This window comes from Streptomyces alfalfae (assembly GCF_004127445.1).
In the GTDB taxonomy this organism is placed as follows: domain Bacteria; phylum Actinomycetota; class Actinomycetes; order Streptomycetales; family Streptomycetaceae; genus Streptomyces; species Streptomyces alfalfae.
In genome coordinates this window covers 176943-202463 of the sequence record NZ_QEXM01000050.1, presented here as the reverse complement: position 1 = coordinate 202463, position 25521 = coordinate 176943, and the positions used below count along the sequence as shown (strand labels likewise).

The window sequence follows — 25521 nt, the reverse complement described above, 5'->3', positions numbered from 1 at the left end:
CCCCCGTCGTTCCCGGCGGTCGGGAGAGGGAGACGCCCGGAGGGTCCGCGAGGGGCCGTTTTCGGCCAGGGAGTGTCCGTCCACCGGTCCGGTGGGCGAGAGGGGATCACCGGTGCACCTGCCATCTGCTTCAATGGTCCGCATGGGCAGCCACCAGGACACCGCGACGGGTCGCCACGACCTCGAGCCCTTCTGGCCCTCCCGGCAGCACCACGACTTCGACCGGGTGTGTTGCCGCGCGACGAACGCGCGGGCCCTCTAAAGCCGTTGCTCTGATCTCCAGCACGGCCTTCGCCTGACGCGCACGACGTACGTCTCGTTCTCGACGACTCCTTCTTCGCGCGAAAGAGCTGACCTCACCATGGCGAACTCCCGTTCCTTCCCCGCCCCCGCCGCCCCCGCTCCCGTGGGCGCTCCGCAGCCTCCCGGCCGGGCGCGGCTGCGGGCCGTGGCCCCCGACGAGTCCGGCGCCCCCGCCCGCGTCCCCCTCCCCGACCTGCTGCCGCCGGGCGCCACCTGGCTGCCCGCGCCCCAGCACGCCCTGCCGACGCTGCCGGGTCAGCCCCCGATGGTCGGCTATCTGCTCCTCGTACCGGCCGGGCAGGAGCAGGCCGGGGCGGACTCCGGCGCCCCGGAGGCCGTGTCGTCGGGGCCCGTCACGGTGGATGCCGTGCGGCGGGCCGCCGAGGTCGAGGGGCGGCCCCTCGACCTCACGTATCTGGAGTTCGAACTCCTCGCCCACCTCGTCGCGCACCCCCACCGGGTGCACACGCGCGACCAGTTGGTGACCACGGTGTGGGGGTACGGCCACGTCGGCGACGGCCGCACCGTGGACGTCCACGTCGCGCGGCTGCGGCGCAAGCTCGGCGCCGAGCACCGCAGGACGATCCAGACCGTACGGCGGGTCGGCTACAAGTACGTGCCGCCGACGCCCCGCTGACCACCGCGCCCACGGGTTCGCGCTCTGCTGCGAGCAGAACCCGTTCCTTCGGAGCGGGCCGCGGGGCAGAGTCGCCCCATGAGACTTCTGATGCTTGGCGGTACGGAGTTCGTGGGGCGCGCGGTCACCGAGGCGGCGCTCGCCCGGGGCTGGGAGGTGACCGTCTTCCACCGCGGCCACCGCCCGGCGCCCGAGGGGGTCCGGACCGTCCACGGTGACCGTACGGCCGAGGGCGGTCTCGCGGGCCTCGCCGAGGGCGAGTGGGACCTGGTGGTCGACACCTGGTCGTCGGCGCCCCGCGTGGTGCGCGCCTCGGCCCGGCTGCTCGCGGGCCGGGCCGGGCGCTACGTCTATGTGTCCAGCGGCTCCGTGTACCGCTACCCGGGCGCTGCGGGCTCCGACGAGGACTACCCCGTGGTGGACGGCGACCCGGACGCGGAGGCGACGGCCTACGCGGAGGACAAGCGCGGCGGTGAGCTGGCCGCGCTCGCGGAGTTCGGCGCCGAGCGGACGCTGCTCGCGAGGGCCGGCCTGATCCTCGGCCCGTACGAGAACATCGGGCGGCTGCCGTGGTGGCTGGACCGGATGGCGCGCGGCGGCCCCGTGCTGGCTCCCGGGCCCCGCGACTCGCACATCCAGTACATCGACGTGCGGGATCTCGCCGAGTGGGTGCTCGACGCGGGCGCGGGCGGGCTGCACGGCCCGTACAACCTGGTCAGTCCCATGGGGCGGTTCACCATGGGCGAGTTCCTCGAGGCGTGCGCCGCGGTGGCGGGTCCCGAGGCCTCGCTGCGCTGGACGGCGCCGGAGGTGGTGCTCGACGCGGGCGTCGAGCAGTGGATGGAGCTGCCGGTGTGGCTGGCGCCCGGTGAGCTGCACGACACGATGCACCAGACCTCGTCGGAGAAGGCGATCCTCGCGGGGCTGCGGGCCCGGCCCGTCGAGGAGACGGTGCGGGACACCTGGGAGTGGCTGCGGTCGATCGGCGGCACCCCGCCGCAGCGGCCCGACCGGCCGGTCCTGGGGCTCGACCCGGAGAAGGAGGCGAAGGTCCTGGGGCTGTAGGCGCGTACGCAGGCCGTCCCCCGGCGCGGAATGCGCCGGGGGACGGCCTGCGGTGTGCCGGGAGACGGCCCTCGGTGTGCGGGGGACGGCCTTGCGTGCGGCGGCGGGGCGGGGCGTCAGCGCCCGGCGTACGCGTCCTGCGCGTGGCGGCGGGGCTCCGCGGCCGGGACGTCCTCGCTGTGCGAGATCCGCGGCAGCCAGGAGAGCCGGCGCGGGGTGTGCCAGTTGCGCTCGCCGAGGAGCGTCATCACGGACGGCAGCAGGATCATGCGGACCACCGTGGCGTCCAGCAGGACCGCGACGCCGAGGCCCACGCCCATCTGCTGCATGTCCTGCATGGACAGTGTGCCGAAGACCGCGAAGACCGCCACCATGATCACGGCCGCGCCCGTCACCGCGCCCGCGGTGCGCGTGATGCCCTCGCGGATCGCCGCCCGGTTGTCCATTCCCTGGTCGCGGGCCTCGCGGATGCGGGAGACCACGAAGACGTGGTAGTCCATCGACAGGCCGAACAGGACGACGAGGACGAAGAGCGGCATCCAGTTCTCGATCGCGCCGACCTTCTCCGAGCCGATCAGCTCCGCGCCCCAGCCGTGCTGGAAGACGGCGGTCATGACGCCGTAGGCGGCGCCCACCGACAGCAGGTTGAGGACGATCGACGTCACGGCGATCACCACGGAGCGGAAGCTGAAGAGCATCAGCAGGAACGTCACCGCGGCGATGAAGGCGAAGACGGGCACGATGCCCTTGCTGAGCTGGTCGCTGAAGTCCTCCGACGAGGCCAGGTCACCGCCGACGTACGCCGTCACGCCCTGCCCCGCCAGTCGGTCGAAGGCGGCGGGGACCGTGTTGTCGCGCAGCTCGCCCAGGGCCTTCTTCGCCTCGGCGTCCGTGCCGTCGCCGGGCAGCGGCACCGCGATCTCGGCGACGCCCGCGGCCTTGTGCACGGTGAGTTCGGCGCCGTCACCCGCCTGCTCGGTCACCGTGTCGAGGGCGGCCCGCACCCGGGGCGCCGTGACGTCGTCCGCCTCGACGACCACCCGGGCGGGGGCCGGGCCGCCGGGGAACTCGGCGGTGATCTCCTTGTACGCGATGGAGAGCGGGGCGTCCGAGCCGAACTGCTTCTCCAGGCCGAGCTGTTCGGTCTTCATGCCGAGCGCGGGCGCCGCCAGGGCGAGGAGCAGCACGGCCGAGCCGGCCGCGAAGAGCTTCGGCCGGGCCAGGACGGGCCGCAGGGCCTTGCCCGCGAAGGCGCCGCCGGCGTGCGCGCCCTTCTTGGAGCGGCGGTTGAGGAACGGGATGCGGCCCGCGTCGATCCGGTCGCCGAGCCACGCCAGGAGCGCGGGCAGGACCGTCACGGAGCCGAGCATCGCCACGCACACCACCAGGATCGTGGCGACGGCGAAGCCCTTGAAGAGCAGCAGCCCGGAGAGGAACATGCCCGCCATCGCGACCATCACCGTCAGGCCCGAGACCAGGACGGCGCGCCCGCTGGTGGCGGCGGCGATGCGCAGCGCGGTCTCCGCGTCACGCCCCGCGGCCCGCTCGTCGCGCTCGCGGCGCAGGTAGAACAGGCAGTAGTCGACGCCGACCGCCAGGCCCATCAGGAACATCACGGAGTACGTGGTCTCGAAGAGGTGCAGCTGGTGGCTGGCGAGGGAGAGCAGTCCGAACGCCGCCACGCACGCCGTGAGCGCGAGGCCGACCGGCAGGAGCGCGGCGACGACGGCGCCGAAGGCGACGAGGAGGATGCCGAGGGCCAGCGGCACGGCGGTGAACTCGGCCTTCTTCAGGTCGTCCGCGAGCAGGTCGGACAGCTGCTTCTCGGAGCTCGCGTCGCCGAACTGGTGGACGGTGATGCCGTCCGGCGCCTTCTCCCGCGCGGCGTCGACCGTGTCGAGCACCGGCTGGACACGGTCGCCCGCCTCGTCCGACGGCCCCTTGATCTCGAAGCGGAGCAGCGCCTCCCTGCCGTCCTTCGAGGGCAGCGGCGCCCGGATGTCGCGGACCTCGCCGGTCGCGGTCAGCTCCTTCGACAGGTCGGCGGCGGCGTCGCGCCAGCCGCCGGCCGTGCGGGCGCCGACCATGACGAGTTCACCGGCGGGCTCGTCGACGCCCGCGTCCTTCAGGATCGTCGCGGCACGGCCCGAGTCGCCGACGCCCATCTCGTCGTCGGAGGCGGTCACCATGCCGGAGGCCCCGCCGATCACTGTGGCGAGGACCACGAAGACCAGCCAGCCGATGACGGCCGTCTTGCGGTGGTGTGCGCTCCACACCCCGAGTCGTGCCGCGAAGTTCCGCCTCATGGCGTCCCGCCCCCATCAGTTCTGCGTGAGTAAGCATCCGGTCAAGACCCCACTCACGCTAGGAACCGGCGCCTTCGCGCCCCAGCCGCCGAGCCCCCCCACCCGCCGAAGCACAGGGCGAGACCCGGGGGTGTCGTCAGATACACCCCCGCTCGGGTGGAGGGGCCAATGACCCCTGAACGGCGCCCGGGTGAGACTGTCTCCGTGCCCGGCGCACGGCGCGGCGGGCGGCACGGGGACGACGAGAGGGACGAGGACATGACGAGGCTGAGGGACGCAGTGATCGCGGGGGCCCAGGGGCTCTACCTGACGATCGTCTCGCTGGTGGGGTCCATCGTCCTGTTCGTGTTCGCGGTCCTCTCGATCGCGTTCATCCTCCTCGGGATCGGCTTCTTCACCACCCCGGCCGTCCTCGCGGCCGTGCGCTGGTACGCCGGCGCGCAGCGGACGCGGGCCGCCGCCTGGTCCGGGGTGACGATCCCGAACCCCTACCGCACGTACCCCGCCGACCTGCGGCCCGGCCTCACCGGGCAGGTGGAGCGCTGCACGCGGCTGCTGAAGGACCCGGCGACCTGGCGGGACCTGGAGTGGCTGCTCGTGAACATGACCGCGGGCCCGGTCGTGGCGGTCTTCGCCCCGGCCCTGCTGCTCTACATGCTCTACGGCTGGGTGCTCGCCCTCGGCGTGTGGAAGCCGATCTACGACGCGGGCGGCGGCGAGTGGTTCGCCTTCATCCACGTCACCTCGCAGTCCACCGCCAACCAGGCGGCCCTCCTCGGCATGGGCTTCTTCCTCCTCGGCGTCCTCGTCAACCCCGGCCTCGTCCGCACCCACTTCCTGCTCTCCCGCGCGTTCCTCGCGCCCACCCCGGCCATGCGGGAGCGGCAGCTCGCCGAGCGCGTCGACCGGCTGACCGAGACCCGGCACGACGCCGTGGACAACTCCGCGGCCGAGCTGCGCCGCATCGAGCGCGACCTGCACGACGGGGCGCAGGCCCGCCTGGTCGCCATGGGCATGGACCTCGGCACCATCGAGGCGATGATCGAGACCGATCCCGCCAAGGCCAAGGAGCTGATCGCCAAGGCCCGGCAGAACTCCGGCGAGGCGTTGACGGAGCTGCGCGACCTGGTCCGCGGCATCCACCCGCCGGTCCTCGCCGAGCGCGGCCTCGGCGACGCCGTGAAGGCCCTCGCGCTGCGGCTCCCGCTGCCCGTCGAGGTCACGGTGGAGCTGACGGGGCGGGCCGGGGCCCCGGTGGAGTCGGCCGCCTACTTCGCGGTGAGCGAGACCCTGACCAACGCGATCAAGCACGCGGGCGCCGAGCGCGTCTGGGTCGACATGCACCACGCCGAGGGCATGCTGCGCATCGCGGTCACCGACGACGGCAAGGGCGGCGCCCGGCTCGGGGCGGGCTCCGGCCTTGCCGGGATCGAACGGCGGCTCGGTACATTCGACGGCGTACTGGCCGTCAGCAGTCCCGCGGGCGGCCCGACCATGGTGACCATGGAGATCCCTTGCGAGTTGTCCTAGCCGAAGACCTCTTCCTGCTGCGCGACGGCCTGGTGCGGATGCTGGAGGCGTTCGACTTCGAGATCGCCGCGGCCGTGGAGAGCGGGCCCGAACTGTCCAAGGCCCTCGCGGAGTTGGAGCCGGACGTCGCCGTCGTCGACGTCCGGCTCCCGCCGTCCCACACGGACGAGGGCCTGCAGTGCGCGCTCGCCGCCCGCAGGGCGAGACCGGGCCTGCCCGTCCTCGTCCTCTCCCAGCACGTCGAGCAGCTCTACGCGCGCGAGCTGCTGGCCGACGGCAACGGCGGCGTCGGCTACCTCTTGAAGGACCGGGTGTTCGACGCCGCCCAGTTCATCGACGCCGTACGCAGGGTCGCGGCCGGCGGCACGGCGATGGACCCGCAGGTGATCCAGCAGCTCCTGTCCCGCCGCTCCAGCGACCAGCCGCTCGGCGCGCTCACCCCGCGCGAGCGCGAGGTCCTCGAACTCATGGCGCAGGGACGGTCGAACGCGGCGATCGCCTCGCAGCTCGTCGTCACCGAGCGGGCCATCGCCAAGCACACGTCGAACATCTTCGGGAAGCTGGGGCTGCCGGTCTCCGACGACGACAACCGGCGGGTCCTCGCCGTCATCGCGTATCTGGACCAAGGGCGGTGAGCGGCCGGTGAGTCGTGGCGGGGGCCGCTGAACACGGCGGGCCGCTGATGCGTATGTAGCCCCATGGGACGCACCTCACGAAAACGATCGAAGCTGGCGCGGCGCATGGTCGCCGCGTCCGCGGCTCTGGTCATGGGCGGTGGCGGCCTGATCGCCGTCAACGTCTACGCGAACGCCGAAGACGGCGTCGATCAGCCTCCCGGGCGGAGCGCCGGCGAGAGCGCCGGGCAGCGGATGTCGACCATCGACTGCCCTGACGTGGGCAACCAGCTGCGGGAGGTCCCGCCTGAAGCGCGCGGCGAGGTCGACGGCGGGCTCGCCGAGCTGGACAGCCAGATCACCCGGGCCTACGAGCGGTTCACCGAGGCGGAGGACAAGGAGTCCGTGCTGCCTCCGCTGGAGGAGCAGCGGCGCGGCACGCTCGGCGCGATCGAGGAGGCCGTGGACCGGGCGGGCGCCCGGCCCGACGACCTCGCCGACATGGCCCCGTGCACCCTGCGCGCCTCCGACCAGGAGCGGGAGCAGCCGCCCCAGGACGGCGACCAGGGCCAGGGCGATGGACAGGAAGGCAGCGGCAACGGCCCCGTGGCCGCCGACTTCGTCGACATCAAGACCGTCCGGCCCGACGTCCAGCGCCCCCGCGACCGGCGCGGCGCCTCCCGCGGGACCTTCACCACGGACTGCGGCCGCAACGAGAACGGCAAGTTCAACCCCGACAACGTCATCGCGGCGCCCAATGTGAGCAACGGCGCCCACCACATGCACGACTACGTGGGCAACCAGGCGACGGATGCCTTCTCCGGCGACGACGAGCTGGCGGCCGGCGAGACGACCTGCCGCAACCGGGGCGACAGGTCGACCTACTACTGGCCCGTCCTGCGGCTCCAGAACGGCCGGGACGAGGACGACGCGCAGGCGGACGGCGGCGGCAAGGACCAGAACGTGGGCGAGATCCAGACACCGTCGGCCGTCACGCTGACATTCGTCGGGAACCCGCGGGGCAAGGTCGTCGCGATGCCGCGCTTCCTGCGGATCATCACCGGTGACGCCAAGGCGTTCACCAACGGCGACGCCAACGCCAACGCGTCCTGGAGCTGCACCGGCTTCGAGAACCGGCAGCTCAGGGACAAGTACCCGATCTGCCCCGAGGGCAGCGACGTCGTGCGGACCTTCGCCTTCCAGAGCTGCTGGGACGGGCGGAACACCGACAGCGCCAACCACCGCACCCACGTCGCCTTCGCCGACCGGCGGACCGGCGCGTGCCCGCCGGGCTTCCGCGCGATCCCGCAGCTCGTGCAGCGCGTCGTGTACGACGTGCCGCCGGGGCCCGGCTTCGCCGTCGACTCCTTCCCCGAGCAGCTGCACAAACCGGTCACCGACCACGGTGACTTCATCAACGTCTTCGACGAGCGCCTGATGAAGCGCGTCGCGCGGTGCGTCAACTCCGGCCGGCGCTGCACCTGACGCCCCAAGGCCGCGCTCACCCCGCGCGGTGACCGTGGTGGTCCCCGCCGTGCTCCCCCGCGGCGTCCACCACGGTCCCGCCGAGCCGGTCGCGCAGCGCCGAGATGTCCTCGGCCCCGCCGACCGCGACCCAGCTGCCGCCGACGAGGTACGTGCCCCCGTAGTCGTTCGCCTCGTCGAGCCATTCGGCCTGGCCACGGGCGTGCGCAAAGGTGATGAGGAGGTGCGCCGGGCGCCGTTCTCACAGGTGGCCTGGCGCAGTTCGGCCGCGTCCGTCTGGACGTCGGGCGTGCACTCCGCCCTGGCCGCGAGCCGCTCAAGGCTGCCGCTCGCCGTGCCCGGTGTGCCCTCACCCCCCGAGCCGCACCCCGCCATTCCCAGCAGCACTCCCACCGTCATGCCCGCGAGCGCGCTCCGCGCTGCCCTCATCGTCCCACCAGCCCCTTCCGGCGAGCCGAACCCGCCATCTTCTGACATGCCGTTGAGCACGGGGCGCCTCCCGGATACCGTGCGCCGCAGCCTTCACCCCAGGGGGTACACATGTCCGATCCGTCCCGTCGTTCCGTGCTCGGCACCGCCGGCGCCCTCGGCCTCGGCGCCGCCGTCGGAGGAGTGCCGCTCCAGGCCCGCGCCGCCGCGGGGCCCGCCGGGGCCCCCGCCCTCGATACGGATTCCGCGCGCGCGGCGCTCAACAGAGTCCTGCCGCACCACGCGGAGCAGTTCCGGCTCGGACTCGTCCCCGCGCACGGCCGCGAGGACCGCTTCCGCGTCACCGGGTCCACCGGGCGGATCGAGGTGTCCGGCACGACGCCCGCGGTGCTGCTGACCGGCGTCCACTGGTACCTCAAGTACGTGTGCGGGGCCCACATCAGCTGGAACGGCAGCCAGTCGGACCTGCCTCGCAGACTCCCCGCCCCCGGCAGACCGCTGGAGAGATCCACCTCCCTGCCCCACCGGTTCGCCCTGAACGACACCAACGACGGGTACACCGCGCCGTACGCCGACTGGGCGTACTGGGAGCGGATGATCGACGTACTCGCCCTGCACGGCTGCAACGAGGTCCTGGTGATCGCGGGCGCGGAGGCCGTCTACCACCGGGTCCTCAAGGAGTTCGGCTACTCCGACGCGGAGGCCAGGGCCTGGCTGCCCGCGCCCTCGCACCAGCCCTGGTGGCTGCTGCAGAACCTCTCCGGCTACGGCGGGCCGCTGTCGGCGCGGCTCGTCGCGGACCGTGCCGAGCTGGGGAGGCGCATCACCCGCAGGCTGCGGGAGCTGGGCATCGCGCCCGTGCTCCCCGGCTACTACGGACATGTCCCCGACGGCTTCGTCGCGCGCAACGGCGGGGACGCGCGGGTCGTGCCGCAGGGCACCTGGCACGGCTTCGCGCGCCCCGACTGGCTCGACCCGCGCACCACGGCCTTCGCCGAGGTCGCCGCCTCCTTCTACCGTCACCAGGAACGCCTCTTCGGCCCTGCCGACCTCTTCAAGATGGACCTGCTGCACGAGGGCGGCACCGCCGGTGACGTGCCCGTGCCGGCGGCGGCGCGCGGCGTGGAGGCGGCGCTGCGCACGGCGCGGCCGAACGCCACGTGGGTGATCCTCGGCTGGGAGGCCAACCCGCTGCCCGAGCTGCTGGACGCGGTCGACAAGAAGCGCATGCTGATCGTCGACGGCGTCTCCGACCGGTACGCGAAGGAGCCGGACCGGGAGAAGGACTGGGGCGGCGCCCCGTACGCCTTCGGGACCATCCCCAACTTCGGCGGCCGCACGACGATCGGGGCCCGCGCCCACCTCTGGAACGAGCGGTTCTTCGCGTGGCGCGACAAGGCGGGCAGCGCCCTGGTGGGCACGGCGTTCATGCCCGAGGCCACCGACCGCGACCCGGCCGCCTTCGAGCTGTTCTCCGAGCTGGCCTGGGTCGAGGACCCGCCGGACGGGGCCGCGTGGTTCTCCTCGTACGCCGACTTCCGCTACGGCGGGCGCGACCGGGATGCGCGGGCCGCCTGGCGGGCGCTGGAGGAGACCGCCTACCGGCACACCGCCGTGGAGCGCAGCGACCCGCACGACTCCCTCTTCACCGCCCGCCCCGCCCTGACGGCGGCCCGCGCCGCCGAGTACGCGCCGCGCGCCCTGACCTACGACCCGGCCCGCTTCGACGCCGCCCTCACCGGGCTGCTCGGCGTGGCGGGCGGGCTGCGGGGCAGCGACGCCTACCGCAACGACCTGGTGGACGTGGCCCGGCAGGCCCTCGCGCACCGCAGCCGCCACCTCCTGCCGCAGCTGCGGGCCGCGTACGAGCGGAAGGACCAGGAGACCTTCCGTGCGCTCTCGACGCTGTGGCTGCGGCTGATGCGGCTGTCGGACGAGGTCGCGGGGACCGCCCAGGCCTTCCTGCTGGGGCCCTGGGTGGCGGCGGCCCGGCGGATGGGCACGAGCGCGGCCGAGCGGGCGGAGTTCGAGCGGACCGCGAAGGTGCTCATCACCACCTGGGGCGACCGCGCCACGGCCGACGCGGGGCGGCTGCACGAGTACGGCAACCGCGACTGGCACGGCCTGATCGACGACTTCTACGTGCCGCGCTGGCAGCGGTGGCTCGACGAGCTGGGCGACGCCCTCGCGGCGGGGCGCGAGCCGAAGGCCGTGGACTGGTACGCCATGGAGGAGCCCTGGACGCGGGAGCGCAAGGACTACCCCCTGCGTCCCGTCGGTGATCCCCACCGCACCGCCGCCCGGGTGCGCGACGTCCTCGCCCGCGCGCCCTACCAGGGGTCCGTGGAGGTCACCGCGGAGCCGCCCGCCTTCCCACCGGGCGGGCACGCGCGCGTGCGGGCCACCTTCCGCAACGTCAACGGCCTGCGAGCCACCGGCCGCGTCGACTTCGCGCTGACCGGCATCGACGCGGAGCCCACCGGGCCCGTGTCGCTGCCGGGGGTCGGGCCCGGCGGCACGGGACGGGTCGAGTGGCGGGCGAGCACCCCGGACACTCCCCTGGACCGTCCGCTGCGGCCCCTGCCCTACGAGATCGCGGTGCGGTACGGGCCGCGGGGCGAGCGCCGGGTGCGCTCGGTGCAGGAGGGCACGCTGTACGAGGCGGGGCCGGTGAGCGACGCCTGGGCCAGGTACAGCGACAACGCGGCCGTCTTCGGCGAGTTGGACGGGAGGCACGCGATCAACGGCGGCGGCGCCGACCTGTGGAAGGGGACGACGGAGTTCGGGACGCTCTACCGCGAGAACGCCCTGAAGGACGGGGTCTCGGTGGTCGTGCGCGTCGACTCCCAGGAGGTCACCGGGCCCTGGGCGCGGGCGGGCCTCATCGCCCGCAACTCCCTCGGCGCCCCCGGCTCCCGGGGCTTCGTCGACCTCGCCGTCACCCCGGCGAACGGGGTCGTGCTCTCGTACGACACCAACGGCGACGGCACGGTCGACACCTACCAGCGCCTCACCGGGATCAAGGCGCCCGTGCTGCTCCGTCTGACGCGGCACGGCGGGTCGGTCACCGGGGCGTGCTCCACGGACGCCGGGGCGAGCTGGCGCGACGTGGCGACGGTGGCCCTGACGGGGGCGGAGGCCGCGCTCGACGTCGGGTTCTTCATGAGCGCCACGCACGGCGGCGACGGCACCCGCGGCACGGTGGAGTTCAGCGGCTGGCGCCTGACGTAGGCGGCCTTTCCCGCGGGCGGACGGGCCGCTCCGCGGAAAACCACGGCGTCCAGGGGCACGCGCGTGCGAAGGTGGAGCCGTGGACGACGACTGGGAGAAGCGGCTCGCCGAGGCCTGGACCTCGATCGACACCTACGGCGAGGACGGCGCGGCACAGTTCCGCGCACTGATCGACGGACTGGTCGCGGAGCTGCCGGACGGCGACCCCGTGGGCGCCTTCGAGCGGGCCTGCGCCTGGGACTCCACCGGCCGCTCCGACCGCGCCGTGCCGCTCTACCGGCAGGCCATCGCGGGCGGCCTCGACGCCTGCCGCAGGCGCCGCGCCCTCATCCAGCTCGCCAGCTCCCTGCGCAACACCGGCAGGGCCGAGGAGGGCGCGGCACTCCTGACGCCCGAACTGGACGCGCCCTCGGACGAGTTGGACGACGCCGTACGCGCCGTCCTCGCCCTGTGCCTGTCCAGCCTCGGCCGCGACCGCGAGGGCCTGGCCCTCGTGCTCGGCGCGCTCGCGCCCCATCTGCCGCGCTACCAGCGGTCGATGGGGTATTACGCGCGCCTCCTGACGGAGGAGCCGGAACAGGTGTGAGTCACCCGCACGTGGTTCTGAGGTGACCAACGGACGATTCGCTCGTTCAGCTGAACGTGTCGTCTGATGTGCAGTCCGAGAAGCCGAAGTCCCCGCCCGCCGGAGGTCCCGCTCCCGTCGTCGACGTGGAGCAGGCCGAGGCGGCCCTCGTCGAGCACTACCCGCGGCTCGTCCGGCTCGCCTACCTGGTGCTGCCGCCCGGCCTCGGCCGCAACCGCAGGGTCCTGACCGCCCACGCCCTCACCCAGCGGGCCCTGCCGCGCGGCCGCAAGGCCGGCCAGCCGGTCGCCGTCCCCTCCCAGCGGAGCGGCGCCCGCCCGCACGACGCGGGGTACGCGTACGTCCGCCTCCAGGTGCTGCGCGGCGCGCTCGACGCCGGTCTCCCCCTGAAGCGCCTGGCGTGGCCGAAGCGGGCACAGTTCCCGCCGCTGCTGCCGCAGGTGCGGGGCCTGCAGCTGTTCCCCCGCTCCGGCGGCGCCGAGGAACTCGCCCTGGACCAGCGGCTCGCCGCGCTCTCCGCCGACGCCCGCGCCGCCTACGTCCTGCGGGGCCTGGAGTCCCTCGACGACGCCGGGGTGCGCGCGACGCTCACCGCCGCCGGGTGCGAGGACCCCGACGCCGCCGTCGCGGAGGCCGACGAGGTCGAGGCGCGGCAGGCCCTGCTCGCCTCCCCCGAGTTCGACCCCTGCTCCCTCCAGGCGAGGCCGACCGACCTGATGCGGCGCAGGCAGCACATGAAGGCCGCGGGCGTCGCCGTCGCCGCCGCCGTGGTCTGCGGGGCGCTGCTCGGCATGCCGGGCGACGGCTGGGGCCCCGACGGCGCCGCCGCTCCCCCGTACGCGCGCAACCCCGCGGGACAGGCCGCGCTCGACCCGGACCGGCTCACGACGGTCCCCGCGGGGGCATGGAAACGTTCCGCTCGCGCGGACTTCTCCTCCTGGCCCGCGCGCGGCGGGCTCACCAAGGACAAGGCGCTGCTGCGCCGCGCCCTCGCCGTCTGGGCGCGCCCCGGCAACACGGTGCAGGTCTCGGCCACGCCGGGCACGGCGAGCGGCGCGCCTCCCGGCCCCGCCCAGCTGCTCTACGCCGGGGAGGTCGACTCGGCGCGCGTCGTCCTGCTCTACGACGGTCTGCGCATCGTGCGGTACGCGGAGCCGAAGGAGGGCACGGGCGGCGCCGCCCTGGACTTCGCGCGCGTGGACGGGGCGACCGGGGCCGACGCGGGCGCCGTCGTGGTCAACCGCACCGACGGCAACATCCGCTATCTGACGGCCCCCTGGGTCACCTCCGCCTCGGTCGGCGACCTGCTGAAGCCGGCCGGGCCGCCGCTGGACCTGAAGCGCGACGAGGACGGTGTCACCGCCTCCTTCGCGGGGCCCCCGGCGAGCGGCCGGTGCACCTCGTGGAGCGCGCTGCGGCTGCGCGAGGCCGACGGCGCCGTGCGCGTCTCCACCGACCTCGGCGAGCTGACCCCCGCCCGGCTGACGGCGGGCCGCCCCGCCGCGCCGCGCGAGGCCGCGCCCGGCGACTGGGCCAAGACCGCGTGCTCCCTGTCCTCGGTCCGTTCCAGCGGCGTGCGGTCGGTGAACTCCTGGCAGTACGCCCGCCAGGCGCTCCCCGAGGCAGGCGGCGTCGCCCAGTGGAGCTGCGCCCGCGCCGAGACCTGGCGGGGCAGGGGCAGCAGGACGCTCGCCCAGTTCCAGACGGCAGGGTCGGCCGCGGGCGCGGTGGCCGCCAAGGCCGAGGACTCCCTCGCCTGCGGCGCCAGGGACGCGAAGGTCCTCGCGGGCGTCCTGTGGAAGTCGCAGGCGGGGAACTGGTATCTCCTCGGCGCGGGCAGCAAGAACGTCACCTCCGTCACCGCGACCGGCGGCGCCCGCGCGGAGGGCAACCTCCTGGCGGTCAGGACCGAGCGCGGCACGCAGGCGCGGCTGACCGGCACCCTGACGGACGGCTCGAAGGTGACGACGCTCCGATAGGCGCTTCCCCCTCGCCGCTCCGGCAGGCGTTCCCTGCGCCCGCTCCGGCCGCCGCCCGCGGAAAGGCCGGTTCCGCTCGGTAGGGTGTTCGTATGACTACCGGGGTGCGCCGCAGGATGGGTGTCGAGGAGCGGCGGCAGCAGTTGATCGGGGTCGCGCTCGACCTCTTCAGCCACCGCTCGCCCGACGACGTCTCCATCGACGAGATAGCGTCGGCCGCGGGCATCTCGCGGCCGCTGGTCTACCACTACTTCCCCGGCAAACTCAGCCTGTACGAGGCGGCTTTGCGCCGGGCGGCCGACGACCTGGCCGAGCGGTTCGTGGAGCCGCACGAGGGCCCGCTCGGGACGCGGCTGCTGCGGGTGACGGGCCGCTTCCTGTCGTTCGTCGACGAGCACGGGCCCGGCTTCTCCGCGCTGATGCGGGGCGGCCCGGCCGCCGGCCCCTCGTCCACGAACGCCCTGATCGACTCGGTGCGGCAGGCCGCGTACGTCCAGATCCTCACGCACCTGGGGGTCACCGATCCGCCCGCGCGGCTCGAACTGGTCGTGCGGTCCTGGATCTCGCTGGCCGAGTCCACGGCGCTGATCTGGCTGGAGGGGCGCCGCATTCCGCGCGCGGAGCTGGAACGCCAGCTCGTGCACGACTTCGCCGCCCTCGCCGCGGTGAGCGCCGCCTACGACGAGGAGATGGCGGAGCTGCTCCGCACGCTCCTGGCCGGTGAGCCCGCCGGCAGTCCGTTCGCCGATTTGCTCGACCGCCTGGCCGCGCTGGTGCCGTAGGGGCTACTTCCGGTAGGAGGCGTCCAGGTCGCGGATCTCGGCCGAGGCGTGCAGGGTGCGGCCCTCGGCGGGTCTCACGTACTGCCGGACGAGGGCCAGCGCGCCCTCGGTGACCCGCGCCTTGGTCTCGTCGGAACGGCCCGCCAGCAGCGCGATCATGACGTGGACGATGTCGTCGTCGCCCTCGTCGTGGCCGACCACGGCGTCCTCGGTCCGCACGAAGCGGGTCTTGCAGGCCTCCGCCCTGGCGCCCGCCACGTCGACGAGCAGCGGGTGCAGGGCCAGCGCGAAGCCCCTGCGGTCGAAGTCGTCGTCGAGCCGCCCGGAGTAGTCGACGGTGATCTGCGGCATGGCCATCCCTCGTTGTTCCCGATGTCACGCACACCTTTACGGTGATCGCCATGACGGCGCAACTGACGTTCCGCAGTGCGGACGAGAGCGACACGGCCACCCTCACCGGCCTGTACGACGGGGCGGCCCGCTGGATGCTGGAACAGGGCATCGACCAGTGGAAGCCGGGCGGCAAGGACGAGCGGCACTTCCGGCGGCTGATCGCCTCCGGCGTCGGCGAGGTGTGGCTCGCCCTCGAAGGCGGCGAGGTCAGCGGCGCGTGCGAGGTGTGGTGGGACGACGAGGCCGCCTGGGGGCCGCAGCCGCCCGTGGCGGGCTACGTGCACCGGCTCATGGTGCGGCGCGGGGCACGCCCGGGGACCGGCCGCGAGATGCTGGCGGCGGCCGAGCGTCGCGTCGCCGCGGCGCGCCGGACGCTGTGCCGACTCGACTGCGTCACCTCCAACCCCCGTCTGCGCACGTACTACGAGGGGGCCGGGTACGCGGTCGTCGGGGAACTGCCGGGCAAGGTCGCCGCCGACGGCGGCACGTACGGCGTGCTGCTCCTGGAGAAACCGCTCGGCGGGGAACCGCTCGGCTAGTCGAGGCCCGTGAGGCGCAGGGCGAGCAGGGCCATGTCGTCGTCGCTGTCGTGGCCGAAGCAGGCGAGCAGCGTGTCGCAGAGGGCGGCGACGCCGAGGGGCGCGTCGGCCGCGACGCCGCGCAGATGCTCCATGGACGCGGCGAGGTCGGTGCCCCGGGTCTCGATGAGGCCGTCGGTGACCATGAGGAGCCGGTCGGTGCGGCGCAGGACCGTCTCGGTGGGCGGCGGTCTGTCCAGGCCGAGGCCGAGCAGCGGACCACTGGCCTTGAGGTACTTGGCGGTGCCCGCGTCGTCGACGATGAGGGGCGGGATGTGCCCGGCGTTGGCCACGCGGGTGCGGCCGGTGGCGGGGTCGACGAGGGCGAGGCAGAGGGTGGTCGTCGCGTCCGGGTGGTAGCGCTGGAGCATCTTGTCCAGGCGGTGGGCGAGGGTCCGCGGATCGGATTCGTCGACGCAGTAGGCGCGCAGCGCGTGCCGGATCTCCACCATGACGGTGGCCGCCTCCAGGGAGTGGCCGACGACGTCGCCGATGGCGGTGAGCACGCCCGCCGGGGTGGGCAGCGCGGCATAGAAGTCGCCGCCGATCTCGGTGTCGCTGGAGGCGGGTTCGTACCGCACGACGACCTCCGTGCCGGGGGCCTGCGGCACGTGCGTGGGCAGGAAGCTGCGCTGGAGGGTGAGGGCGATGTGCCGCTCCATCTCGTACATCAGCAGCCGTTCGGCGGCGAGGGCGGTGGCGTGGGCGAGCCGCCCCACGAGCCGGGCGGTCCCGGGGTCGCCGACAGAGGTGTACGACGGGATGGCGAGGCAGACGGGCGCGCAGCCCTCGCGGCTGCGCGCGACGGTGATGCGGGCGCCGCCCGCGGGGGAGGTGTCGTCGAGCGGCACGGCGTGGAAGAAGCCGGGCGGCCAGAGCGGGGCGGGGACGACGGTGTCCCGGATGCCGACGCGGCCCGCCATGGTGCGCAGGACCAGGCGGGCCACGGCGTCGTGCGCGCCGTCGTCGGGCAGCGTGGCGGCGGCTCTGCGGCGGGAGAGGCCCCGGTGGACCGCGCCGTCATCGCCGACGATGAACGCCACGGCGGGACCGCCGGTGAGCCGTCCGGCGCCGACGGCCGCCGCGTGGGCCAGCTCGCTGGGGCAGCGGGCCGACTGCACGTCGAGGATGGTCTCGGCGAGCAGGGTCAGGTTCCCCGCCTCGGCCTCGGCGTCGCTGCGGTGCCTGGCCCCGCGGGCGACGGCCCGGACCACGGCCTGGATCTCCTCCGGTTCGGCGGGCACCGTCAGATAGGCCTCGCCGCCCGCGTCGAGGCCGAGGCACCGGTCGGCTGGGGCGACCTTGACGGCCGAGAAGTGCACGACGGGCAGGGCGGCGGTCGGCGGGGACTCCTTCAGGCGGCGGCAGAGGTCGAAGCCGCTCATGTCGGGCAGGCCCACGTCGACGAGCGCCACGTCGGGCAGGGTGCCCGCGCGTCCGCGCGCGTCGAGCTCGGCCAGGGCCTCGGCCGCGCTGGCGACGAGCACGACGTCATGGCCGTCCCTGCGCAGTACCTCGCCCAGCGCGTACCGGCTGGCGGCCACGTCGTCGACCACCAGGACCGTGGTGTCTGCCTTGCCGTTGGCGTTCACAAGGCCCCTTGGGGCAGGTCAGGGCAGACTCCCGGTGAGCCTGCCCGACCAAGTTAGCGCGGCCGTGGCGGCTCCGGGGGAAGACTGCCCTGGTCCGACCGGGAACGGTGAAGATCCCCGAACTCCGCCCGAAGCCGCCGACCTTGGCGGTAAAATCTCCACCCCTCTCCTCTTGCCCGCCGCGAGCCGTGCCGTGCGCGCCCGCCCGCGCCGGAAGGCTCTCGTGACCTTCGTGTTCCGCCGGGCGTTCACTGAGGTGTCCGGCCCGCCGGCCGACGGCACGTACTCCGCGCACTCCCGTCCGCACTCCCGAGGGGCTCCATGACCCAGCACGTCACCGCCGCGCACACCTTCTCCGACTCCGCGACCACCCGGGAGTGGTGGCGGGACGCGGTCATCTACCAGGTCTACCCGCGCAGCTTCGCCGACGGCGACGGTGACGGCATGGGCGATCTGCCGGGCGTCACGGCCCGGCTGCACCACCTGAGCGACCTGGGCGTGGACGCCGTCTGGCTCTCCCCGTTCTACGCGTCGCCGCAGGCCGACGCCGGGTACGACGTGGCGGACTACCGCGCGGTCGACCCGGTCTTCGGCACCCTCGCCGACGTCGACGCCCTCCTGCGCGAGGCGCACTCCCTCGGTCTGCGCGTCATCGTCGACCTGGTGCCCAACCACTGCTCCGACCGGCACGAGTGGTTCCGGCAGGCGCTGCGCGAAGGACCCGGTTCCCCGCTGCGGGACCGCTTCCACTTCCGGCCGGGCAAGGGCACGGACGGCGAACTGCCGCCCAATGACTGGGAGTCCGTCTTCGGCGGCCCCGCCTGGACCCGCGTCGCGGACGGCGCGTGGTACCTCCACCTGTTCGCCCCGCAGCAGCCCGACTTCAACTGGGACCACCCCGCCGTGCACGACGAGTTCCGCTCCATCCTGCGGTTCTGGCTGGACAAGGGCGTCGACGGCTTCCGCATCGACGTCGCGCACGGCCTGGTGAAGGCGGCGGGCCTCCCGGACATCGGCCACGCGGAACAGGTCGAGCTGCTCGGCAGCCAGTCCGTGCCGTACTTCGACCAGGACGGCGTGCACGCCGTCTACCGCGACTGGCGCCGCATCCTCGACGAGTACACCGGCGCGGAGGGCTCCGAGCGCATCGCCGTGGCGGAGGCGTGGACGCCCACGGTCGAGCGCAGCGCCCTGTACCTGCGCCCCGACGAGCTGCACCAGGCATTCAACTTCGAGTACCTGACCACGGGTTGGGACGCGGCGGCCCTGCGCGCCGTCATCGACCGCTCCCTCGCCGCGATGAACGCCGTGGACGCGCCCGCCACCTGGGTGCTCTCCAACCACGACGTCGTACGCCACTCGACGCGCTTCTCGGGCGGCGACGCGGCCCGCGGTCTGCGCCGGGCGCGGGCCGCCACGCTGCTGATGCTGGCGCTGCCCGGCTCCGCGTATATCTACCAGGGCGAGGAGCTGGGCCTGCCCGAGGTGACCGAGCTGCCCGACGCGGCCCGCCAGGACCCGGCGTTCTTCCGCACCGCGGGCCAGGGGGGCCTGCGGGACGGCTGCCGGGTGCCGCTGCCCTGGTCCGGCGAGCGCCCGCCGTTCGGTTTCGGTCCGGCCGACGGCGGCCCGAGCTGGCTGCCGCAGCCGGAGTCCTGGCGCGACCTCTCGGTGGCCGCGCAGACCGGCGACCCCGCGTCGACCCTGGAGTTCTACCGCGCGGCGCTGGCGATCCGCCGCACTCACCCGGCGCTCGGCGCGGGCCGCGGCATCGAGTGGCTGGCGTCGCCCGACGGCGTGCTGGCCTTCCGCCGCACCGCCGCGGCCGGATCGTTCGCCTGCACGGTGAACCTCACCTCGTCCCCCGTCGCGCTGCCCACCCCCGGCAGCGTGCTGCTCGCCGGTGTGGACCGCGGGCCGGGCGCGGGGTTCGAGCCGGGGCCGGAGGAAACGGTGCTTCCGGCGGATTCCGCCGTCTGGTGGGCGATCTGAGGCGTGACCGGTACAGTCCAATCCGTGACCGCACGGCTAGCCGACATCGCAGCCCAGGCGGGGGTCAGCGAAGCGACAGTAAGCCGCGTGCTCAACGGCAAGCCGGGCGTCGCCGCGGCCACCCGTCAGTCAGTGCTCGCCGCCCTCGACGTACTCGGCTACGAACGCCCGGTGCGGCTCAGGCAGCGCAGCGCGGGCCTGGTCGGGCTGATCACGCCCGAGCTGGACAACCCGATCTTCCCCGCGCTCGCCCAGGTCATCGGGCAGGCCCTGACCCGGCAGGGGTACACGCCGGTGCTGGCCACCCAGACGCCGGGCGGCTCCACCGAGGACGAGCTGACCGAGATGCTGGTGGACCGCGGCGTCTCCGGCATCATCTTCGTCTCGGGCCTGCACGCGGACACCACCGCCGACACGCAGCGCTACGAACAGTTGCGCGCGCAGGGTGTGCCGTTCGTGCTCGTGGACGGCTTCTCACCCCATGTGCGGGCCCCGTTCATCTCGCCGGACGACCGCGCGGCGATGCGCCTCGCCGTCACGCACCTGCTCTCCCTCGGCCACGAGCGCGTCGGACTGGCCCTCGGCCCCAAGCGGTTCGTGCCCGTCCAGCGGAAGATCGAGGGTTTCCTACGCACGATGCAGGACCGCCTCGGCCTCTCCCCCGACGAGATCGAGAGCGATCTCGTGCAGCACTCCCTGTACACCCTGGAGGGCGGTCAGGCCGCCGCCGGCGCGCTGCTGGACCGCGGCTGCACGGCGATCGTCTGCGCCAGCGACATGATGGCGCTCGGCGCGATACGGACGGCGCGCCAGCGCGGCCTCGAGGTCCCGGACGACGTCTCGGTGGTCGGCTTCGACGACTCCCCCCTGATCGCGTTCACCGACCCGCCCCTGACCACGGTCCGCAAGCCGGTCCCCGCCATGGGCCAGGCCGCGGTGCGCACGCTCCTGGAGGAGATCGGCGGCACACCCGCCCCGCACAGCGAGTTCGTCTTCATGCCGGAGCTGGTGGTTCGCGGTTCAACCGCCTCCGCGCCCCGGCGCCCCTAGGGAATATCAGGGGCGCCGGCTCGTCCTCGGGGCGTAGAGAATGCGGGCCGAACCCGACCAGGGGATGATCGGTCGAGGAACGGGGATCTGGCAGACTCTGTGCCTATGGGTGAGACGACCGTGACGACACTTGAGGGCCGACAGCGCCCCACCTCATCACCCATCGCGGGCGAGCGAAATGACCGCAATGGGCAGGATCAGCCACGGCGTCTCCACCGCTTGCGGACCCCGCGCCGCCCCCGGCTCTGGTTCGAGATCCTGCTGATCGCGGTGAGTTACTGGACGTACTCCCTGATCCGCAACGCCGTGCCCGAGCAGAAGTCACAGGCGCTGCGGAACGCGGACTGGCTCTGGGAACTGGAGCAGCACCTCGGGATCGCCGTGGAGCGGAGCGTCAATCACGCCGTGGACTCCGTGACATGGCTGATCGTCGGCATGAACTACTACTACGCGACGCTGCACTTCGTCGTCACGCTGGGTGTCCTCGTCTGGCTGTTCCGCGCCCATCCCGGGCGGTACGCGGCGACGCGTCTCGTCCTGTTCGCGACGACGGCGGTGGCCCTGGTCGGCTACTACCTGTACCCACTCGCGCCGCCCCGCCTGATGAACGGCTCCACGTTCATCGACACCGTCCTGGTCCACCACACCTGGGGCTCGATGGCCTCCGGTGACCTGAAGAACATGTCGAACCAGTACGCGGCGATGCCGTCCATGCACATCGGCTGGTCCCTGTGGTGCGGCCTGACCATCTTCGCGCTGGCCTCGGTGCCGTGGGTCAAGGTCCTCGGCCTGCTCTACCCGGTGACGACGCTCGTCGTCATCGTCGCCACCGCCAACCACTTCTGGCTCGACGCCGTGGGCGGCATGCTCTGCCTGGCCTTCGGCTTCGCGACGGCCCGCCTCTGGTACGGCGCGACGCCGTACGCGCTGCCGCGCGAGGTGGCGGTGCGGGAGGATTCCGAGACCCCGCGGCCGCCGGTCAAGGCCTAGGCCGGGCCGCTACCCCCCGTAGAACCGCTCCTCCATGACGCCGCGTGCCCGTCGCGTCACCCTGCGGTAGTCGTCCAGCATGTCGCCGACGTGGCCCGGGTCGTAGCCCAAGTAGCGGGCGACCGCGGCCAGTTCCCGGCCGTCCGAGGGGAACGTGTCGCCCGCTCTGCCGCGTACCAGCATCACCGCGTTGCGGACCCGGGAGGCGAGCACCCAGGCCTCGTCGAGGGTCGCTGCGTCCTGCGGCGGGATCAGGTCCGCCGCGAGGGCCGCGGCGAGGGCGTCGCGGGTGCGGGTCGTGCGCAGGGCGGGGACCTCGTGGCCGTGCTCCAGCTGGAGGAGCTGGACCGTCCACTCGATGTCCGAGAGGCCGCCGCGGCCCAGCTTGGCGTGGAGCGTCGGATCGGTGCCGCGCGGCATCCGCTCGGCCTCCATGCGGGCCTTCAGGCGGCGGATCTCGCGGACGGCGTCCTCGGTGAGGCCCTGCGCGGGGTAGCGCAGGGGGTCCGCGAGGTCGATGAAGGCGCGGCCCAGATCGGCGTCGCCCGCGACCGGCTCGGCCCGCAGCAGCGCCTGCGCCTCCCAGCCGAGGGACCAGCGGCGGTAGTAGGCCTCGTAGGACTTGAGCGTGCGGACCAGGGGGCCGCTGCGGCCCTCCGGGCGCAGGTCCGCGTCGATGAGGAGCGGGGGGTCGGCGGAGGGGATCTGGAGCAGCCTGCGCATCTCCGCGACCACCTTCGCGGCGGCCTTGGCGGCCTCCTGCTCGTCGGCTCCCTCGCGCGGCTCGTGGACGAAGAGGACGTCCGCGTCCGAGCCGTAGCCCATCTCGTGGCCGCCGAAGCGGCCCATGCCGATGACGGCGAAGCGGGTCGGCAGCGTGTCGCCCCAGCCCTCGCGGACGACCGCGCGCAGGGCGCCCGCGAGCGTGGCCGCCGTCAGGTCGGAGATGGCGTCCCCCACGAGGTCGACCAGCGTGCCCGTGTCCTCCTCGGCGGGCCTGTCCTCCGTGCCGTACGACCCGATGAGGTCGCCGGCTGCGGTGCGGAACAGCTCGCGCCTGCGGGCCCCGCGCGCGGCGGCGACCGCCTGCTCGGCGCCGTCGGCGCGGCGCACGGCGGCCAGGATCTCCTGTTCGAGGGCGGCGCGGCCGCGCGGTTCCAGGCCGCGCCGGTCGCCGAGCAGCGCGACCGCCTCGGGGGCGCGCAGGAGCAGGTCGGGGGCGAGGCGGCCGGCGGACAGGACGCGGGCGAGGTTCTCGGCCGCGGCCCCCTCGTCCCTGAGCAGCCGGAGGTACCACGGGGTCTTGCCGAGGGCGTCGGAGACCTTGCGGAAGTTCAGCAGGCCCGCGTCCGGGTCGGCGGAGTCCGCGAACCAGCCGAGCAGGACCGGCAGCAGGGTGCGCTGGATGGCGGCCTTGCGGGAGACGCCGGAGGCGAGCGCCTCCAGGTGGCGCAGGGCCCCGCTGGGGTCCGCGTAACCGAGGGCGACCAGGCGCTCGCGGGCCGCCTCCGTGCTCAGCCTGGTCTCGCCGGGGGCGAGCTGGGCGACGGCGTCGAGGAGTGGGCGGTAGAACAGCTTCTCGTGCAGGCGGCGCACCACGGAGGTGTGCCTGCGCCACGCGCGGTGCAGCTCGGTGATCGGTTCCGTGCGCATGCCCAGTGAGCGGCCGATGCGCCGCAGGTCGGCGTCGTCCTCGGGCACCAGGTGGGTGCGGCGCAGCTTGTAGAGCTGGATGCGGTGTTCAAGGGAGCGCAGGAAGCGGTACGCGTCGTCGAGCTGCGCCGCGTCCACCCGCCCCACGTATCCGCCCGCCCCGAGCGCCTTCAGCGCCTCCAGCGTCGAACCGCTGCGGATCGAGGCGTCGCCGCGGCCGTGCACCAGCTGGAGCATCTGCACGGCGAACTCGACGTCCCGCAGCCCGCCTGGGCCGAGCTTCAGCTCCCGCTCGACCTCGCCCGCGGGGATGTTCTCGACGACCCTGCGGCGCATCTTCTGCACGTCGGCCACGAAGTTCTCGCGCTCGGCGGCCTGCCAGACCAGCGGGGCGAGCGTCGCCACGTACTCCTCGCCGAGCGCCGGGTCGCCCGCGACGGGCCGCGCCTTGAGCAGCGCCTGGAACTCCCAGGTCTTCGCCCAGCGCTGGTAGTACGCGAGGTGGCTGCTGAGGGTCCGCACCAGGGGGCCGTTCCTGCCCTCGGGGCGGAGGTTCGCGTCGACGGGCCAGATGGTGCCCTCGACGTTGGTCTCGGAGCAGATCCGCATCATGTGCGAGGCCAGGCGGGTCGCGGCGCGCAGGGCCTCGCCCTCGTCGGTGTCGCCGGCCGCCTCGGCGACGAAGATGACGTCGACGTCGGAGACGTAGTTGAGCTCGTGGCCTCCGCACTTGCCCATCGCGATGACCGCGAGCCGGCACCGCGCGGCGTCCTCGGGGGCCGCCGCGCAGGCCAGGGCGAGCGCCGCGCGCAGGGTCGCCGTGGCCAGGTCGGCGAGCTCGGCCGCGGCCTCGGCGACGTCCGTGGTGCCGCAGACGTCGCGGGCGGCGATGGCGAGGAGGCAGCGCCGGTAGGCGACGCGCAGCGACTCCGGGTCGGTGGCGTCGGCGAGGCCGCGCTCGAAGTCCGCCACCCCCGGATGGAGGTCGGTGGACTCGTAGACGGCGAGGGCCCGCCAGTCGCGGGGGTGACGCGCCAGGTGGTCGGCGAGGGCCTCGGAGGCGCCGAGCACGCCGAGCAGGCGGTCGCGCAGCGGCTTGGCGGTGACGAGGGTGTCGAGCAGTTCCCGCCTGCCCTGTTCGTCCCCCTGCGCCTCCACGAGCCGTACGAGGCCGAACAGGGCCAGGTCGGGGTCGGCGGTGGCGCCCAGGGCGTCCAGGAGCAGCGGGTCCGAGCGGACGCCGCCGAGGCCGGGCGCGTCGAGGAACCGCTCCGCCGCGGACGGGTCGGTGAAGCCGTGCCGCAGCAGCCGTGTGAACGTGCTGCTCCGGCGGCCGCCGGTCTCCCGCCACCCCCCTTGCAACGGGCGCTTCGCGCCCTCCCCTTCCCGCGGCAACGCCATGCCGAGCCTCCGTTCGATCACTCCGCCCCCGAGCCTACGGCCTCACCACCGGGTTCCGCCCGGGTGGCGGGCACGGGGTCGCCTCCGGCGTGGGAGTGTTCCGTTCGCGCCGCGGTGTGGAAGGAGCCTGTACCCGGCTCCGGCCTGACGCGGGAGGGCGGGTTCCCCCGGCCGCCGGGGGGGTCCGGCCTGGCGCGGGAGGGTGGCTCCGCCCCCGGCGCGGGGAGGGTTCTGCTCCGCTTCGACGCGCCGAAATCGCCGTGGACGCGGTCGCTGACAGGCCGCCGACCGCCTGGTGTACTCCGCTCCATGGAATACACACTCGAAGTGATCCCGCTGCCGGTGAGCGACCTCGACCGGTCCATGGAGTTCTACCGCGACAAGCTGGGCTTCCACGTCGACATCGACGCGGAGGTCATGCCCGGCATGCGCATCGTCCAGCTCACCCCGCCGGGGTCGGGCTGCTCCATCGCGCTGGCCGCCGACAGCCTCTGGGACACAATGAGCGGCCCGAAGCCGCCCGCCGGCTCCTACCAGGGCCTCCAGCTCTGCGTCGCCGACGCCAAGGCCGCCCACGCCGAGCTGACCTCGCGCGGCCTCGACATCTCGGAGCCGATCCAGCACTCCCCGGAGGACGGCGGCACGTTCATGTACTTCAAGGACCCGGACGGCAACGGCTGGGCGATCCAGGAGTACACGGTCCGCGCGAAGACGCCACTGCGGGACGCGATCGTGCGGCAGGGGTGAGGGCCTGACCGCAAGGAAGTCACGCTCCGTGGCTGACCGGGGCCGGACAGTGGTCGTCGATCGGGCCCCTCGGCTCCCCGGCCATGGAGCGCTCCGGCCTCCGGGGCGCTGCCCACAACGGTCCGCCCGTTGTACCGACTTGTCCCGGCTGTCCCGCGTGACGGCGGGGTACGGGTGC

Annotated in this window: 18 protein-coding genes; 14 read left to right on the top strand and 4 right to left on the bottom strand. The window is 73.9% G+C overall.

Going from position 1 to position 25521, the window contains the following annotated elements:
• Nucleotides 1-361: 361 nt before the first annotated feature.
• Both DCW30_RS31995 and DCW30_RS31990 read left to right on the top strand, forming a co-directional pair.
• Entirely contained in the window at nucleotides 362-940 is a 579-nt protein-coding gene (locus tag DCW30_RS31995; protein ID WP_076686660.1) for a winged helix-turn-helix domain-containing protein, read from the top strand.
• A gap of 78 nt (nucleotides 941-1018) precedes the next feature.
• On the top strand, nucleotides 1019-2005 hold the full coding sequence (locus DCW30_RS31990; RefSeq protein WP_076686659.1) for an NAD-dependent epimerase/dehydratase family protein: 987 nt from the start codon (nucleotides 1019-1021) through the stop codon (nucleotides 2003-2005).
• A gap of 116 nt (nucleotides 2006-2121) precedes the next feature.
• Here the strand turns inward: DCW30_RS31990 and DCW30_RS31985 are convergent, their stop codons facing one another.
• Entirely contained in the window at nucleotides 2122-4311 is a 2190-nt protein-coding gene (locus tag DCW30_RS31985; protein ID WP_205576622.1) for an MMPL family transporter, read from the bottom strand.
• A 258-nt stretch (nucleotides 4312-4569) separates the two neighbouring features.
• Between DCW30_RS31985 and DCW30_RS31980 the strand changes: the two genes are divergently transcribed.
• The 7 genes from DCW30_RS31980 to DCW30_RS31945 all read left to right on the top strand — a co-directional run bounded on the left by DCW30_RS31980 (nucleotide 4570) and on the right by DCW30_RS31945 (nucleotide 14947).
• Nucleotides 4570-5841 (top strand): sensor histidine kinase, encoded by a 1272-nt coding sequence (locus DCW30_RS31980; RefSeq protein WP_076689407.1) that lies wholly within the window; start codon nucleotides 4570-4572, stop codon nucleotides 5839-5841.
• Nucleotides 5826-6476, top strand: a complete 651-nt coding sequence (locus DCW30_RS31975; RefSeq protein WP_062780148.1) for a LuxR C-terminal-related transcriptional regulator — start codon at nucleotides 5826-5828, stop codon at nucleotides 6474-6476. The genes DCW30_RS31980 and DCW30_RS31975 overlap by 16 nt, the downstream gene beginning before the upstream one ends.
• Nucleotides 6477-6539: 63 nt before the next feature.
• Nucleotides 6540-7940 (top strand): DUF1996 domain-containing protein, encoded by a 1401-nt coding sequence (locus DCW30_RS31970; RefSeq protein ID WP_076686657.1) that lies wholly within the window; start codon nucleotides 6540-6542, stop codon nucleotides 7938-7940.
• Between the two features lie 540 nt (nucleotides 7941-8480).
• Nucleotides 8481-11600 carry an alpha-N-acetylglucosaminidase gene (locus DCW30_RS31960; protein WP_076686656.1) on the top strand — a complete coding sequence of 1040 codons (3120 nt, stop codon included), beginning with the start codon at nucleotides 8481-8483 and terminating at the stop codon, nucleotides 11598-11600.
• A gap of 79 nt (nucleotides 11601-11679) precedes the next feature.
• Nucleotides 11680-12186: a tetratricopeptide repeat protein gene (locus DCW30_RS31955; RefSeq protein WP_076686655.1), complete on the top strand. Its 507-nt coding sequence runs from the start codon at nucleotides 11680-11682 to the stop codon at nucleotides 12184-12186.
• A 56-nt stretch (nucleotides 12187-12242) separates the two neighbouring features.
• Nucleotides 12243-14165 carry a hypothetical protein gene (locus DCW30_RS31950; RefSeq protein ID WP_103557500.1) on the top strand — a complete coding sequence of 641 codons (1923 nt, stop codon included), beginning with the start codon at nucleotides 12243-12245 and terminating at the stop codon, nucleotides 14163-14165.
• Nucleotides 14166-14257: 92 nt separating this feature from the next.
• Entirely contained in the window at nucleotides 14258-14947 is a 690-nt protein-coding gene (locus DCW30_RS31945; protein WP_076686653.1) for a TetR/AcrR family transcriptional regulator, read from the top strand.
• A 3-nt stretch (nucleotides 14948-14950) separates the two neighbouring features.
• On the opposite strand, the gene DCW30_RS31940 is transcribed toward DCW30_RS31945, so the two are convergent.
• Nucleotides 14951-15298 carry a 5-carboxymethyl-2-hydroxymuconate Delta-isomerase gene (locus DCW30_RS31940; protein WP_076689405.1) on the bottom strand — a complete coding sequence of 116 codons (348 nt, stop codon included), beginning with the start codon at nucleotides 15296-15298 and terminating at the stop codon, nucleotides 14951-14953.
• A gap of 50 nt (nucleotides 15299-15348) precedes the next feature.
• On the opposite strand from DCW30_RS31940, the gene DCW30_RS31935 reads away from it, so the two are divergent.
• Nucleotides 15349-15879, top strand: a complete 531-nt coding sequence (locus tag DCW30_RS31935) for a GNAT family N-acetyltransferase (protein WP_076686652.1) — start codon at nucleotides 15349-15351, stop codon at nucleotides 15877-15879.
• Here DCW30_RS31935 and DCW30_RS31930 read toward each other — a convergent pair.
• Nucleotides 15876-17510, bottom strand: a complete 1635-nt coding sequence (locus DCW30_RS31930) for a SpoIIE family protein phosphatase (RefSeq protein ID WP_076686651.1) — start codon at nucleotides 17508-17510, stop codon at nucleotides 15876-15878. The two genes, DCW30_RS31935 and DCW30_RS31930, sit on opposite strands and share 4 nt — an antisense overlap.
• Before the next feature lie 321 nt (nucleotides 17511-17831).
• On the opposite strand from DCW30_RS31930, the gene DCW30_RS31925 reads away from it, so the two are divergent.
• The 3 genes from DCW30_RS31925 (at nucleotide 17832) to DCW30_RS31915 (ending at nucleotide 21542) form a co-directional block, all read left to right on the top strand.
• Nucleotides 17832-19502, top strand: coding sequence for a glycoside hydrolase family 13 protein (locus DCW30_RS31925; protein ID WP_076686650.1), 1671 nt, complete (start codon nucleotides 17832-17834; stop codon nucleotides 19500-19502).
• Nucleotides 19503-19526: 24 nt separating this feature from the next.
• Nucleotides 19527-20552 carry a LacI family DNA-binding transcriptional regulator gene (locus DCW30_RS31920; protein ID WP_076686649.1) on the top strand — a complete coding sequence of 342 codons (1026 nt, stop codon included), beginning with the start codon at nucleotides 19527-19529 and terminating at the stop codon, nucleotides 20550-20552.
• A gap of 105 nt (nucleotides 20553-20657) precedes the next feature.
• On the top strand, nucleotides 20658-21542 hold the full coding sequence (locus tag DCW30_RS31915) for a phosphatase PAP2 family protein (protein WP_076686648.1): 885 nt from the start codon (nucleotides 20658-20660) through the stop codon (nucleotides 21540-21542).
• 9 nt (nucleotides 21543-21551) lie between these two features.
• Here the strand turns inward: DCW30_RS31915 and DCW30_RS31910 are convergent, their stop codons facing one another.
• Nucleotides 21552-24596 (bottom strand): bifunctional [glutamine synthetase] adenylyltransferase/[glutamine synthetase]-adenylyl-L-tyrosine phosphorylase, encoded by a 3045-nt coding sequence (locus DCW30_RS31910; protein ID WP_079250415.1) that lies wholly within the window; start codon nucleotides 24594-24596, stop codon nucleotides 21552-21554.
• A 309-nt stretch (nucleotides 24597-24905) separates the two neighbouring features.
• Here DCW30_RS31910 and DCW30_RS31905 point away from each other — a divergent pair, with 309 nt between their 5' ends.
• On the top strand, nucleotides 24906-25343 hold the full coding sequence (locus DCW30_RS31905) for a VOC family protein (RefSeq protein WP_076686647.1): 438 nt from the start codon (nucleotides 24906-24908) through the stop codon (nucleotides 25341-25343).
• Nucleotides 25344-25521: the final 178 nt, after the last annotated feature.

Excerpts from the sequence above, each read along its gene's own strand:
- DCW30_RS31995 (WP_076686660.1), top strand. The coding sequence starts at position 362 with ATGGCGAACTCCCGTTCCTTCCCCGCCCCCGCCGCCCCCGCTCCCGTG.
- DCW30_RS31990 (WP_076686659.1), top strand. The coding sequence starts at position 1,019 with ATGAGACTTCTGATGCTTGGCGGTACGGAGTTCGTGGGGCGCGCGGTC.
- DCW30_RS31985 (WP_205576622.1), bottom strand. The coding sequence starts at position 4,311 with ATGAGGCGGAACTTCGCGGCACGACTCGGGGTGTGGAGCGCACACCAC.
- DCW30_RS31980 (WP_076689407.1), top strand. The coding sequence starts at position 4,570 with ATGACGAGGCTGAGGGACGCAGTGATCGCGGGGGCCCAGGGGCTCTAC.
- DCW30_RS31970 (WP_076686657.1), top strand. The coding sequence starts at position 6,540 with ATGGGACGCACCTCACGAAAACGATCGAAGCTGGCGCGGCGCATGGTC.
- DCW30_RS31960 (WP_076686656.1), top strand. The coding sequence starts at position 8,481 with ATGTCCGATCCGTCCCGTCGTTCCGTGCTCGGCACCGCCGGCGCCCTC.
- DCW30_RS31945 (WP_076686653.1), top strand. The coding sequence starts at position 14,258 with ATGACTACCGGGGTGCGCCGCAGGATGGGTGTCGAGGAGCGGCGGCAG.
- DCW30_RS31940 (WP_076689405.1), bottom strand. The coding sequence starts at position 15,298 with ATGCCGCAGATCACCGTCGACTACTCCGGGCGGCTCGACGACGACTTC.
- DCW30_RS31935 (WP_076686652.1), top strand. The coding sequence starts at position 15,349 with ATGACGGCGCAACTGACGTTCCGCAGTGCGGACGAGAGCGACACGGCC.
- DCW30_RS31925 (WP_076686650.1), top strand. The coding sequence starts at position 17,832 with ATGACCCAGCACGTCACCGCCGCGCACACCTTCTCCGACTCCGCGACC.
- DCW30_RS31915 (WP_076686648.1), top strand. The coding sequence starts at position 20,658 with ATGGGTGAGACGACCGTGACGACACTTGAGGGCCGACAGCGCCCCACC.
- DCW30_RS31910 (WP_079250415.1), bottom strand. The coding sequence starts at position 24,596 with ATGGCGTTGCCGCGGGAAGGGGAGGGCGCGAAGCGCCCGTTGCAAGGG.
- DCW30_RS31905 (WP_076686647.1), top strand. The coding sequence starts at position 24,906 with ATGGAATACACACTCGAAGTGATCCCGCTGCCGGTGAGCGACCTCGAC.